Source organism: Akkermansia sp. BCRC 18949 (assembly GCF_045011645.1).
Lineage (GTDB): Bacteria > Verrucomicrobiota > Verrucomicrobiia > Verrucomicrobiales > Akkermansiaceae > Akkermansia > Akkermansia massiliensis.
This window is the reverse complement of record NZ_CP123619.1, coordinates 895,941-908,813: the sequence shown is the minus strand read 5'-3', so window position 1 is coordinate 908,813 and position 12,873 is coordinate 895,941. Positions and strand designations below refer to the sequence as shown.

Annotated in this window: 9 protein-coding genes; 5 read left to right on the top strand and 4 right to left on the bottom strand. The window is 62.4% G+C overall.

Annotated elements, in window-relative coordinates:
* Positions 1-36: 36 nt before the first annotated feature.
* The 5 genes from P8A25_RS03755 to P8A25_RS03735 are packed head-to-tail and all read left to right on the top strand — an operon-like array spanning position 37 to position 5,679.
* Positions 37-2,124, top strand: a complete 2,088-nt coding sequence (locus tag P8A25_RS03755) for a hypothetical protein (RefSeq protein ID WP_404838767.1) — start codon at positions 37-39, stop codon at positions 2,122-2,124.
* A complete protein-coding gene (locus tag P8A25_RS03750; RefSeq protein ID WP_343207171.1) occupies positions 2,070-2,390 on the top strand; it encodes an ABC transporter permease subunit in 321 nt (106 codons plus the stop codon). Before P8A25_RS03755 ends, P8A25_RS03750 begins: the two co-directional genes overlap by 55 nt.
* Before the next feature lie 29 nt (positions 2,391-2,419).
* A complete protein-coding gene (gene pstA / locus P8A25_RS03745; RefSeq protein WP_215443665.1) occupies positions 2,420-4,174 on the top strand; it encodes a phosphate ABC transporter permease PstA in 1,755 nt (584 codons plus the stop codon).
* Positions 4,175-4,196: 22 nt separating this feature from the next.
* On the top strand, positions 4,197-4,976 hold the full coding sequence (pstB, locus tag P8A25_RS03740; RefSeq protein WP_102721748.1) for a phosphate ABC transporter ATP-binding protein PstB: 780 nt from the start codon (positions 4,197-4,199) through the stop codon (positions 4,974-4,976).
* A 28-nt stretch (positions 4,977-5,004) separates the two neighbouring features.
* Positions 5,005-5,679, top strand: coding sequence for a phosphate uptake regulator PhoU (locus P8A25_RS03735; RefSeq protein ID WP_215443663.1), 675 nt, complete (start codon positions 5,005-5,007; stop codon positions 5,677-5,679).
* Positions 5,680-5,700: 21 nt separating this feature from the next.
* On the opposite strand, the gene P8A25_RS03730 is transcribed toward P8A25_RS03735, so the two are convergent.
* The 4 genes from P8A25_RS03730 to P8A25_RS03715 form a co-directional block, all read right to left on the bottom strand.
* A complete protein-coding gene (locus tag P8A25_RS03730) occupies positions 5,701-6,084 on the bottom strand; it encodes a hypothetical protein (protein ID WP_215458451.1) in 384 nt (127 codons plus the stop codon).
* A gap of 78 nt (positions 6,085-6,162) precedes the next feature.
* Positions 6,163-7,287, bottom strand: coding sequence for a Rid family hydrolase (locus tag P8A25_RS03725; RefSeq protein WP_215443659.1), 1,125 nt, complete (start codon positions 7,285-7,287; stop codon positions 6,163-6,165).
* Between the two features lie 11 nt (positions 7,288-7,298).
* Positions 7,299-9,161: a multiheme c-type cytochrome gene (locus P8A25_RS03720; RefSeq protein WP_215443657.1), complete on the bottom strand. Its 1,863-nt coding sequence runs from the start codon at positions 9,159-9,161 to the stop codon at positions 7,299-7,301.
* 13 nt (positions 9,162-9,174) lie between these two features.
* The gene (locus P8A25_RS03715; protein ID WP_215443655.1) at positions 9,175-12,720 is read right to left on the bottom strand and encodes an SUMF1/EgtB/PvdO family nonheme iron enzyme; all 3,546 of its coding nucleotides are present in this window, start codon (positions 12,718-12,720) and stop codon (positions 9,175-9,177) included.
* Positions 12,721-12,873 lie beyond the last annotated feature (153 nt).

Below are 12,873 nucleotides of genomic sequence, written 5' to 3'. Positions count from 1 at the left end.
TCCTGCCCCCAACTCCCCTCTCCACCGCCTGCCGTCATGAGCGCCAAAGTCCCTTCTCCCGCGCCCCCCAAGAAGCCCAAGCCCGTTCCGGAACGCTTCCAGGTGGCAAAAACCACGCTGTGGTTTGACCGCATCATGACTAAAACCATCATCGGCGGGGGTTTTACCGTCATTGTAGCCGTTTTCGGCATCCTCTTTTTTCTGCTGGCCGTCACCATTCCCCTCTTCCAGGGCGCGGACGTGGAAGAACGGCAGCACCTCGCGCCGTCCGCCCCTGTCCAGGGAACCTGGGGCCTGGACCCTTCCGGCACGCTCCCCTTCGTCTATGACAACGGCAAAAACGTCTTCTTTCTGGACAAGGCAACCGGGAACCTGAATCCCGCTCCCGTATCCCTGCCGGACGGGGAAACCGTCTGCGCCCATTCCTATGATTCATCCCTGGCGGCCTACGCCATCGCCACGGAATCCGGCAAGGCAGGCCTCATCTCCGTCCATTCCGGGCTCAACATCCACGGCCAGGCGAACGCGCACGGCCCGGACAAGGCCGGAACGGAAACCAGCCCGCTCTATCCCTTGACGGAAAGCGGCTCCGTTCCCGGCAGAATATCCCGCATAGCCTACGCGGACGCGGGGGAACGGAAAATCTTCACCGCGACCGCGGAGACGGAACAGGGTCCGCGCCTCCTGCTGATGACGCTGGAGGAATCCCGCTCCCTGCTCCATGAAGGGGAGCTGGCCCCCTCCGGCTTCCATGACCTGACGGACCAGCTTGAAGGCCGCCCCGCCGCCCTGCTGCCCGGCGCCTCCGGAGACAGCCTCGTCATCGCTACGGACACGGACAAACTCCTTTACTTCTCCTATGATGAAGACGGGGAAACGTGGGTCAAGCGCCAAACCATTCCGTCCCCCCTGGGAAGCGGAGAAAAAATGACCTCCGTCAACTGGCTCTTTGGGGACATGTCCCTGGTGATAGGCGGCGACAAGGGAAGCCTTAAAATTTTCAGCCTGTATCCCCACCCCCGCCCGGACGGCCCCGCCCTGCGCCTCTTCGGGCAGACCAGGCAGTTCCCCCCCCTGGACGGCCCGGTGCAGCATTACGCCGCCTCCGGCATCAACCGTTCCTTCCTGGTCTCCACTCCGCGGGAACTCAGGCTCTGCTACGGAACCACGGCTGACGTCCGCTGGAGCAGCGACCCGCTGGAATTCACCCCCGTCCAGCTGGCGGCCAGCACGGAATTCAACTCCGCCATTGCCGTGGACGCCGGGGGAAAGGTCCACTTCTTCTCCATGGAAGACAGGCACCCGGAAGCAGGCTCCAAAGCCCTGGCCGGGAAAATCTGGTATGAAGGGTATGACTCCCCCAAATGGCTCTGGCAATCCGTGGGCGGCACGGACGACTATGAATCCAAGCTCTCCCTGATGCCCCTGGTCTTCGGCACGCTGAAAGGCACCCTGTACGCCCTCGTCTTCGCCGTTCCGGTAGCGGTCATGGCCGCCATTTACACGGCTCACTTCATGGCCCCCTCCGTCAAGCGGGTGGTAAAACCCGTCATGGAAATCATGGCGTCCCTTCCCTCCGTGGTGCTGGGCTTCTTCGGCGCCCTCTACCTGGCCCCCAGAATGGAAGACAAGGTGCCCGCCCTGCTCTGCATGGCCGTCCTCATTCCCGGCCTGGCGGCCCTGATCGCGTGGTTCTGGACCACGCGGCCCGCGGCCTGGCGCAACAAATTCAGCCGCGGCGTGGAATACATCGTCATGACTCCCGTCATCCTGCTCTGCGCCTGGTTCTGCTGGGAATACCTGGGCTACTGGCTGGAGCAGCCCTTCATCAGCCTCTGCCGCGGCGTCATGGGCCTGTGGGGCGCGGGGGACTTCCAGGCTGCCAGCTTCGCGGACCTGTGGCGCAACGGCTTCGGCATGCCCTATGAACAGCGCAACTCCCTGGTGGTGGGGTTCATCATGGGCTTTGCCGTCATCCCCGTCATCTTCACCATCTCCGAGGACGCCCTGAGCAACGTCCCCCCTCCCTCATCGCCGCCTCGGAAGCCCTGGGGGCCAGCCGCTGGCAGATGGTCCGCACCGTGGTCCTTCCGGTGGCCTCCGCGGGCATCTTCTCCGCCCTGATGATCGGCCTGGGCCGCGCGGTGGGGGAAACCATGATCGTGCTGATGGCCACGGGGAACACCCCCATCATGGACTGGAACATCTTCAACGGCATGCGCACCCTCTCCGCCAACATCGCCACGGAACTGCCGGAGGCGGCGCAGGACTCCACCCACTACCGCGTCCTCTTTCTGGGCGGCCTCATCCTCTTCTCCATGACGTTCATCCTGAACACCCTGGCGGAAATCGTGCGCCAGCGGCTCCGCAAACGCTTCAACGTCGTTTGAGACTTCCCCCCTCTTCCAATCCATCTTCCATGAAACAGGACTTCAGCCTTCCGCCCGCCCCCAAACGCCCCCTGGGGGAAGTCAACATCTGGCTCACCTCCATCGGGCTCTCCCTGGGCCTCATCATGATCTTCGGCCTGCTGGGCATCATCGTCTTCAACGGCCTGGAGGCCTTCTGGCCCAAAACCGTCCATGAACTGACGATCGCCCCCGCTTCACAAGGGGAAAAGCCGCTCGTCCTGTACGCCGGCATCACGAAGGACCAGACGCGCCACATGCCCGCGGACCCCGCCCTCCCCGGCTCCGTGGCGAGGGACGTGCGGGAATACCAGCTCTTCACCGGAAGCAAGGAAGCCTACGGGCAATCCTACCGCTACGTGGACGCGCACCACGTCACCGCCTCCTCCACCCCAAAAGGGCTCCTGTGCCTGGAACGCATGGAGGGAGGAAAAGCCCTGGTCAAACCGCTGGAGCTCAAGCTGGCCTCCGGAGAAACCGTCCCGGCCTCCTCCCCGGAATTCATGACGGCCTTCCGCCGCGCGCTGGACCGGGAAGCGGAGTTGCGGGACGACATCAAGGCCATTGACGCCAAAGACATCGGCGCCGTCAACACCCGGCTGGCGGACGCCAAGCTGGACATCAAGGCCATTGAACGCTCCTATGACATCCGGGAGGAAAACGGACGGCGCACGGCCACGCCCAGGGAAAACCCCATCCTCACAAACATGGATGACCCGGCGGGGGAACTGGACCGGCTCCGCGCCAGGGTGGAGCAGCTCAACGCGGAATACGCCCAGTACACCGCAGAATCGGACAGGCTGAGGGAACAGCAGGGCCGGGACACGCTCGTGTATGCCCTGGGAGACGGGGAGAAGAAGGAAACCGGCATGGACAAAATCGTTTACGGCTACCAGCCGAACGACCTGGGCTTCTTCGGCAAATGCGGCGTCTTCCTCCACAACCTGTACCACTTCATCATGGATGACCCGCGGGAGGCCAACACGGAAGGCGGCATCTTCCCCGCCATCTTCGGCACCTTCATCATGACCCTGCTCATGAGCGCGCTGGTCACGCCCGTGGGGGTCATCGGCGCCATCTACCTGCGGGAATACGCCAGGCAGGGAGCTCTGGTGCAGGCCGTGCGCATCTGCGTGAACAACCTGGCGGGCGTGCCTTCCATCGTCTTCGGCGTCTTCGGCCTCGGCTTCTTCGTCTACTACCTGGGCGGAACGATTGACGAACTCTTCTACTGGAAAAAGCTGGCCGTGGACAACACGCCCACCTTCGGCACCTCCGGCATCCTGTGGGCCTCCCTCACGCTGGCCCTGATGACGCTGCCCGTGGTCATCGTCTCCACGGAAGAGGCCCTCTCCGCCGTCCCCCGCGGGCTGCGGGAGGCGGCCCTGGCCTGCGGAGCCTCCAAATGGCAGATGATCAAGCGCATCATCCTGCCCAGCGCCCTGCCGGGCGTCATGACCGGCCTCATCCTGGCCATGGCCCGCGGCGCGGGGGAAGTGGCCCCCCTCATGGTCACGGGCGTGGTGAAGCTGGCCCCTTCCCTGCCCATTGACGGGGAAGGCCCCTTCATCCACCTGGAGCGCAAATTCATGCACCTGGGCTTCCACATCTATGACGTGGGGTTCCAGTCCCCGGATTCGGACGCCGCCCAGCCCATGGTCTTCGCCACCACGCTGCTGCTCATCCTGCTGGTGGTGGTCATGAACCTCACGGCCATCCTCATCCGCAACCGCCTGCGCAAAAAATACGCGGCCTCCAGCTTCTAACCCCGTTCTCCTTCACCATCCCATGACTGAACCAGCCGCCCCAGACGACGATCCCATCATTGAAGTGGAAGATTTCTCCTTCTTTTACGGAAGCAAACAGGTTCTCTTCAACATCGGCATGACCTTTGAAACCAACCGCGTGACGGCCCTCATCGGGCCCTCCGGCTGCGGAAAATCCACCCTGCTCCGCAACATCAACCGCATGAACGACCTGGTTCCGGACGTCCGCCACCGGGGGGACATCCGCATTGACGGCGCCAGCCTGTACGATCCGCGCGTGGAAGTCATTTCCCTGCGCAAGCGCGTGGGCATGGTCTTCCAGAAATACAACCCCTTCCCGAAGAGCATTTATGAAAACATCGTCTTTCCCCTCCGCGTGGCGGGACGCAGCAGGCGCGCGGAACTGGATGAAACCGTGGAGCGCAGCCTGAAAGGCGCCGCCCTGTGGGATGAAGTGAAAGACAAGCTGCATGAAAGCGCCTACGGCCTTTCCGGAGGCCAGCAGCAGCGGCTGTGCATCGCCCGCGCCATCGCCAACCGCCCCCAGATCCTGCTGATGGACGAGCCCTGCGCCGCCCTGGACCCCATCGCCACGCTGAAAATAGAAGACCTGATGGAAGACCTGAAAAAAGACCTCACCATCGTCATCGTCACCCACAACATGCAGCAGGCCACGCGCATTGCGGACCGTACCGCCTTCATGTACATGGGCCGCCTGGTGGAATACGGGGAAACGTCCCAAATCTTCACCAACCCCGCGGAAAAAGAAACGGAAGCCTACATCACGGGCCGTTTCAGCTAAAAAGCCCAACTTCCAAGCCATTCACCTCATGACACCTCCCGGCAACCACATCCTCCCCCACTATGACGCGGCCCTGAACGCCATCCGCACCCGCGTCAACGCCATCTGCGGCAGCCTGCTGAAACACATGGACGTTCTGGAACGGGTCATCTCCGGCCCGGACAGCGACGGAGCCAACGGCATCATTGCGGACGGGGAACCGCTCAACGAAGAAACCCGTCAGGCTCTCTCCCTCTGCGCCGCCGTGCTCACCCAGTTCCATCCCCTGGGGTCCGACCTGCGGCTTGTGCTCACCTTTTCCCGCTGCGGGGACAAGCTCCAGGAATGCATGGAGGAAGTCACAGGCATCGCCAGGCACGCCAAGGCATCCATCAGGCGCCAGGAACCCCTGTGCCCGGATATAGTGCTCCCCCTGCTGGGAATGGCCGTTTCCGAATTCCGGGACGCCGCACGGTGCCTGGAAACGCAGGACGCGGACGCCGCACGGGAAATACGCCTGCGGGACAAAAAGCTGGACAAGGCCCACCGCAAGGCACTATCCCTGCTGGTCTCCCCTGACAGGAAGGACCACCCCTCCCTCAACGTCAACCTGCTCTTCATCATCCGCTCCATTGAACGCATCGGAGACATTGCCAAAACCATCGCCGCCACCGTCGTCTTCCTGAAGGAAGCCACGGACATCCGCCACGGAAAAGAGAAATAAACCGCGTCTTTCCCCGCACGATTATTCCACCTTGCTCACGCTGAAGCAGTACACGGCGGGATTGATCAGGGCCAGAGGGAGGTAGAACACGGCAAAGGAGAGGGAGCCGCCGTACAAAACCAGGCACAGGGCGGAGACGATAAACAGGATTCCGATTTTCAGGCTCCGCGCCCAGTCCTGGCGGTTCACCAGCCAGATGAAGGCTGCGCATACAAAGCCAATGACCACGCACAACACCCCGCCCATGGTGAGGAACTGCATATAACTGGAACAGAATTGCTCCAGCCACCGCACATTATCCGGGCTAGGGGGATTACCTTCCCAGGCAAAAACGCCCGGCGGCAGCAACACCCACAACAGAACGGAAAAAAATACCAGGCGGTCCGTATTGAGGCGATAGGTCATGCGGGGGTACGGTACCATTTCCGTGCATGTGATAACAAGTGAAATCGGCCAGGTGCGCCTGTTCCCGGAACAGCCCTTTTACAACGGGGCAAAAGCCCCGTCTCCGGCGCCATTGACGGCAATGCCGTCTATTTCCACCAGCCAGCCGGGGCGGCAGACGGGGGCTTTCAGCATCACATGCGGAACCGCGGCCAGAGGGGATTCCATCAGGCGGCGGCCGACCGTTTCCCGGTCCGCCCAGTCGCGCAGGTACACCACAGCCTGCTTCAGGTCGCACAGGCTTCCGCCGCTCCTTTCCATCAGGGCATTCATGTTTTCCAGGGTGCGGTCCGTCTGCCGCGCCACGTCTCCCGGATGGACAATGTTTCCCTGCGCGTCAATGCTGGCCGTGCCGGAAAGGAAGTAGTGGGAGCGGTCCCCGTACACGATGCGGGTGCCGCGTTCAAAGGCCACCCGGTACAGGTGCGTGGGGGACAGGTAATCCGGAGCCTCCATGTAACGGACCTGACCCGGCTTCAGCCCGACGATTCCCAGGCTGTCCATGTGCAGCAGGCGCCCCGGCGTTTCCGTACAGCCTTCAATGCCCGTGCTGGCGATGAAATGGCTCTCCGGGGTCAGTCCGTAACGGTCAAAGCATTCATTGCGGCCTTCCACCAGTCCGCGGTAGTTGTTGTCAATGTCCCGGCAGTAAATCCACGTGCGGTGAACCAGCTCCGGCACGGTTCCTCCCTGCGCGGCAGCCGTGCGGTCCAGCCAGCGGAATTCCTCCCGCATCTGGCCGTGGCTGTCCGGAGCGGAGGTTTCCTTCCTGCCCGCCAGAAACAACCGGTAATGCGGACGCCGGGCCGTCACCACCGTTCCCCCCTGGTCTTCTTTCCGTCTTTTTTCCAGCATTCCGCTGATGTGCCATGCTTCAAGGGCCACGCGGGCCCCGTTCGCCGAAGGCTGCCCCACCACGGAGACGTAGGAGTTCCGCTCCCCCGCCATCCGGCGCAGCGTTTCCGACTGGTGCACCGGATCGCTGACGTGGAAGCGCAGGAGGAATTCATCTTCCCCTCCGCCGCCCAGTTCACGGTACCTGTCCATCAGGGAACGCAGTTCCGCCTCAAAGCTCGCGCCCGGTTCCGCCGTCATGCAGAAGAAACGTTCTTCCGCCCCGCCCTGCCCGCGCCATTCCATTTTTTCCGGTGAATTAGCCGCCATGGTGTCCTCCTTTACAGGGACTGTACGTAATTGACCAGGTCCTCCAGCTCACGGTCATTTAAAGAACTTGTCTTCCCGCGGATATCCCCCGGATTGTGCGTCGTAATGGCTTCCCGGATCGTCTTCGCCCGGCCGTCATGCAGGTAGGGGGCGGTCCGCCACACTTCCACCAGGGAGGGCACCAGAATGCTTTTTCCTTCATCCAGCCCCGTGGCCGTCCCCGCAGCCACCAGTTCCTTGGTAGTGAAGTACGGGTGCGGGTGGCACTGCACGCACCCGGCCGTTTTAAAGACATCCTTCCCCCTGCGTGCGGATTCGGACAAGACGCCCCGCTCCACGCCGGGAGCATGGCACTGGACACAGGCAGCCTCCCGCGTCTGCTGCCTGGAGGGAGTATGCGCCATCAGGTACGGACTGGGAACCTCCTTCATGTTTTTCAGGTATTCATTCACGCATTCCGCCAATTCCCCGGAAGGTTCCAGAAACTGGATGTGAACGAAGCCCGCCGTCACGGCCACCTCCGCGGAGGCGCGGACGCCCAGCGTCATCACCGGGCTTGTCCGGTGGGAGAGGAACATGGTGCGCGTGTTTTTCGGGTTGCCCATGCCGTCATTCAGCAGGTCCCAGTTCAGGCCGTCCACCCGGCTGTCCGGGTGGCAGGTGGCGCAGCTCTGCCAACCCTGGAAGCAATGGGAAGCGTCGTTGAAGTACTGTTCCCCCAGCTTTTCCCGTGAGGGCTGGAACCCTTCATTCAGGGCGATTTTCCGGGGTTGCGCTTCCCCCTGGAGAGGGACTTGCGCCAGCGTGTCCGAGAAGTATCCGGCCACATAAACGTTTTTCCCGTCAGAAGCCAGGGCGCGCGGACCATTCAGAGGCAACGGAATGCGGGTGCGGAGGCCATGCAGGAAGCCCAGCCTTTCGGAAACGGGTTCGTTTTCCCGGTCTTCCCGCTTCATGCGGTCCAGCAGGCCGGGAAAATCAATCACGGACAACTCATGCGTTCCCGCGTGCGTCACAAACAGCTTTCCGCCATCCCCGGAAAAGACGACGCCCCAGGGGTTGGCCGCCCCCGCATCCGGGTCGTCCAGCAGGACGGGGTGCGGCTTGTCCGGCTGTTCCGTATCAATAACCGTCACGGCGTTCGTGTTCATCCATCCGCGGTCCAGCTGCGTGGTGGGCACCTGGTAGCGGCTCAGCACGTGCGCCACGGCCAGATAGCGGCCATCCGGGCTCATCGCCATGCCGCGCACGCCCTGCGTCCCGTTGGAAAGCGGGAAATGAGCCGCCTTCCCGTCTTCCACCAGCGTCAGCGCAGCCGCCGTGAAATCCCCGTCCGCCTTCCCGGCGGGCAAATGGCCGGCGGCCCATATTTTCCTGCCGTCCGGAGAGACGGCCAGCGCCACCGGTTCACGGGGAACGTTCCAGGAATTCAGCACGTTCCCGGTGGCGGCGTCCATTTCCAGAATTTGGGAGTCAAACCGGCACGCCACATACAACTTACCTCCGCGCAGCACGGGGGCCATGGGCGTGTGCCCCGCCGGAAAGGAACCTTTCAGCGCTCCGCTTTCCAGGTCCACCACCTCCACCACGCCGCGCGGTCCGCCTTCCGCCACATAGGCGGTGGCACCGTCAAGCGCCATGCCGTTGGGCGGCTGGCCCAGCCGGATGCTTTTCACCTTTTCTCCGGAAGCGGGGTCCACCAGTTCCAGAGTCCGGCTTTCATGCCCCAGCACGGCAACCAGATGATTAAAAACCTTCACATCCACCGGAGCGGCAGGACCGGCAACGGAATCCGGTTCCTGCCTGCATGAGGCGAAGGCCAGCAGGCAGCAGAGGGCAGCCGCGGAGGCGCAGAGCGTTTTTGTCAGTTTCATGGCCATTTCAGAGTCAGTCTTCTATCATCACGCGGAACCCCACGTTGTACACGGGCCGCCAGCCGGGATACCCCCAGCGCCAGGAGGACGTGGCCCGCCGGGGGCGGTCATACCAGGAACCGCCGCGCACGGCACGGGGAACGCGGGAGTCCAGGCTTTCATTGCGCCCGTCCCCTTCCTTCCACGGATAGGGCCTGTATTCGGAACGGGTCCATTCCGCGGCGTTTCCGATCATGTCGTACAGTCCGTAGGCATTCGGCTTGTAGCTCTTGACGGGGGCCAGATGGAGCTTCCCGTCATTGTATTTTTCATCCCGCGGCACGAAGTCCCAGAAACGGTTGGGATTCTTAATCGGCTTGGGGTCCACGCCGGAGACGGCAAGCTCCTTCAGCGTCACGTCCCCCAGGTTGGCGTATGCGGAGAAGTCCGCATCCCGTTCCCCGAAGAAGAAGTCCGTATCCGCTCCGCCCCTGGCCGCGTATTCCCACTGCGCTTCCGTGGGCAGCGTCACCTTTTTCCCCGTTTTCCCGGAAAGCCAGCGGCAGAATTCCATGGCCCTGGTCCACGGCACCCGGATGACCGGAAAACGCGGATTGGCGTCCATGTCGTAGCCGGGCCTCACCTGGTCCTTGTAATGCATGTCGTACCATCCGTTGAGGTATTCCGGGTCAAAGCGGCGGTATTGCTCCAGCGTCACTTCCGCCTCTCCAATCCAGAACGGTTGTTCAATCTCCACCGGGGAAACGGGTTTTTCCGCCGGGGTTTCCCGTTCACTTCCCATCCTGAATTTTCCCGCGGGAATGCGGCGGAACGTCATGCTTACGCCACCCCCCAAATCCACGGACAGCGTTTCGTTCCGCGGTTCCGGGACGGGCACGCTTTTTTCCCTGACGCTGGGGACAGACTTGCCGCCGTCAACGATGACGCCGCTGGCGTTTCTCCGGAACAGGGAATCCTTCATGGTCACGTAATTCCGTTCCGCTCCGGAGAATTGCCTGTGCAGGTCATAGCGGCGTTTCAGCAATCCTTCATTGCGCTCTCCCGGCCATTCGCCCAGGTAGGGGGCGTTCATGTCCATCCACGTGACCAGGCGGTTCCAGTCTTCCTGCGGCATCTCCACGCCGTGGTGCCCCTTTTTAAGGAGCTGGTAGAGTTCCGACGTATCCGCGAAGAATTCCGTGGGGGCCAGCCCCAGGTAGTTCCCCTCCGGACCGTTGCGGCGCACGTAGGGGTGCAGGTTCCAGTACGCGACGGACCCGGGAGCGGGCGCACCCTTGACGGCCTCCAATGTCATGAAGTCCGGGACTCCCGCGCGGGCCTTGTCTTCCGCGGTGTGGCAGCGGATGCAGTGGCGGTCCAGCACGGGCTGCACTTCATTCATGAAGGAGAAGGTGCGCGCCGGACCGTACCACGGGGTGATGGCGGCAGGCTTCTGCCGGGAGGCCATGACCGCCTTGGCGGGCGGCGCGTAGTTCTGCCGTTCATGGCAGCCGATGCAGCTTAACGTTTCCCCCGGCATGGCGGAAAACCAGCTCCGCATCAGCGCCAGGGCGCGCCCTTCCCCATCCAGCACCTGGAGGGTCAGCGGCTGGTTGGCGGGTGCCGTAAAGATGGCGGAGCCGTCCGGATTCACGGGAACGGTGCCGTACAGCACCTTCAAGTCCCAGTTGCTTTCCATGCCCATGGCATAGTGGCTTCCGGTGTTGCGGGGGCTGTACTCGGACATGAACACGCGCAGGGATGTTGCCTCCCCCTTCGGCACTCCGGCCATGGCGCGGCCCCGGTACACGTCGGAGATATAGACCGTGGCCGTCTTGCTCTCCGGCTTCACGCGGTCATGGAGCACGGGCGGCTTTTTACGCGGGCGCAGCGGCGCAGGGTCCGCATAAATGAAATAGGAGGAAGCCGTGAGAGGAACGATGTTGTCGTACACGTCGCACCAGACCACATTGGTCACGCCCTGGTTGCCGGAAGGGGAGGAGACGGCCAGGAAGGTCTCCTCATTCAGCGGATACGGTTCCGCAAAATAGGGAGTTTTCAACCCCTCCACCAACTGGTCCCTGGTGACGTTTTCCACGGGTTTTCCGTAGCCCGGGATTTTCTGCACGGCGCCCTCCGTGGCGGTACGGCCCCGGTTCACGTCAAAGATGACCAGTTCCCCCAGCCGCTTGACACCGTGGTGCCCGCTGACAATGCCCGCGAACATGCCCGGCCTGCCGGGAAGCGGGCGGGCGTTGAACAGGCTGTTGGGCCAGTAGGAGTTGGAGCCGTAGTATTCCTTCTGGTCGCTGCCGTCCGGATTCATGTGCATCAGCACGCGGCTGAAGTAGTGGGCGCTTTCCGTGTATTCCCAGCGCAGGAACAGCACGCGCCCGTCCGGGAGCATGGTGGGGAACCAGTTGTTGTCCTGGTCAAAGGTGAGCCGCCGGGTCGTCTTCCTCTCCCGGTCGTAAAGGTGGATGTTCCCCACGTAGTCCACCCCGGTTACGCAGGGCACGCCCTGCATGCCGGAGGTGTTGACGAAGATGACGCGGCCGTCCGGCAGGTAGCAGGAGTTGTAGCTGTCCGTATCCGCCGGCATGTGGGCGGTGAGGGCTTCCGTTTTCCCGGTTTTCAGGTCCAGTTCAAAGACGTCCCAGGGCCTGTTTTCCTTCTTGCCTAAGCGGTTTCCGGTGAACATGAGCCTTTTCCCGGAAAAGTCCACTTCCAGATGCCCCATCCAGCGGTCGTCCCCCAGCAGCTGCGCCGCGGGGGAGGAAGAGGAGATGCCGTTAAATTTCACGATGCCGCTGCGGTACGTGCGGCCCGGACCCGGCATGCTGGAAATTCCCTGCCAGTTGGCCGGGCGGTCATGATTGAAGGAGCTTTTTCCGGACGGGTTGAAACGCCGCACGCCCACCCATTCCCGCAGGGAGTCCTGTTCCGGCAGGGATTCAATAAGGGCCTTTTTCCGCAGTTCCACCAGTTCACGCAATTGGTCCGCCTGCTCCGGCCCGGCCTGTTCCACCCACCGGTCCAGCGGCCCCAGCTTCTTCTCCCATTCATCCAGCCGGGACAGGAAAACCTCAGCATCAGGGTACCGTTCCCCGTATTTTTCCCGGTTGCGCTTCACCGCGCGGCGGATGGCGGCCGCATCATAATAAGCCGCCAGTTTCTTCAGACGGAGGAAGCGGACTTTTTCCAGAATGGCTTCCTGATGCTTCATCAGGCCGTCCCAGGAAGAAACGGCTCCCACCCGCTCCGCCGGAACGGAAAGGATTTCCGCCAGCGCGGCCCCGGCTTTCTGCCCGTCCGGCCATGCCTGGAACACGGGAGCCAGCAGCGCCATCGCATCCCCGCAGTCATCCGCGGCAGACGGATCGGAAAGGGAAGATACATGCTCCGCCGTCCGCGCCCACACCTGCTGCATCCATTGGTTTCTTCCCTCTGCGGAGGCCGCGAGCGGGATTCCGGACAATTCCCGCAGCCAGGGCTGCAGTCCGGAAGCGTGGAGTATTCCGGCTCCCAGTACGGCACAGCCGCAGGAGAGAAGGCGCAGGATGGAACATGAGTCAAACATGGCGTACAGTTTTACACTAGTACGCAGGAGAAATTCTTTTTCATTCAACGGGAATTTCCGTACCGATTAATTTTCTACCTAATCAGCAGAGGGTGAATCCATCATTTAATCCCTCCGGACTCTCAATTCCGGAATTCAATATCTGATTTTAAG